The 272-nt window shown below is 65.4% G+C and carries 1 pseudogene; it reads right to left on the bottom strand.

The annotated features are described in order from the left end of the window. Window positions 1-272 (bottom strand): annotated as a pseudogene (locus tag C3Y91_RS06775) (IS110 family transposase); the annotation flags it as partial.

The raw sequence follows: 272 nt of genomic DNA, 5'->3' as shown, positions 1-272 counted from the left end.
TGAGGATCTCGGCCTTGCGGTAGAGCTGCGGATCCTCGCCGACACGTCGCTCGATCTCTTTGTCGAGACGTTCGACATGCTGTTCCAGCCGACGCACGAGGCGGTTGAGTTCGCCGCGCAGAAGGGCGGTGGTGGCAGTCTTGCTGCGGTTCTGCAGGGCGGTGATGTCGCATTTGGCTGCCGATCGTGCATTGACCAGCTCCTGCAAGGCCTCAACGTGAGGACTTGGCGGCGTGTCGGCCGGCGGGCGCAGGCTCTCGGCCAGGAGCGCC

It is taken from the genome of Rhizobium ruizarguesonis (assembly GCF_012349115.1).
Classification (GTDB): domain Bacteria; phylum Pseudomonadota; class Alphaproteobacteria; order Rhizobiales; family Rhizobiaceae; genus Rhizobium; species Rhizobium ruizarguesonis.
Note: the sequence above shows the minus strand (reverse complement) of the source record. Positions and strands in the feature narration are given on the sequence as shown.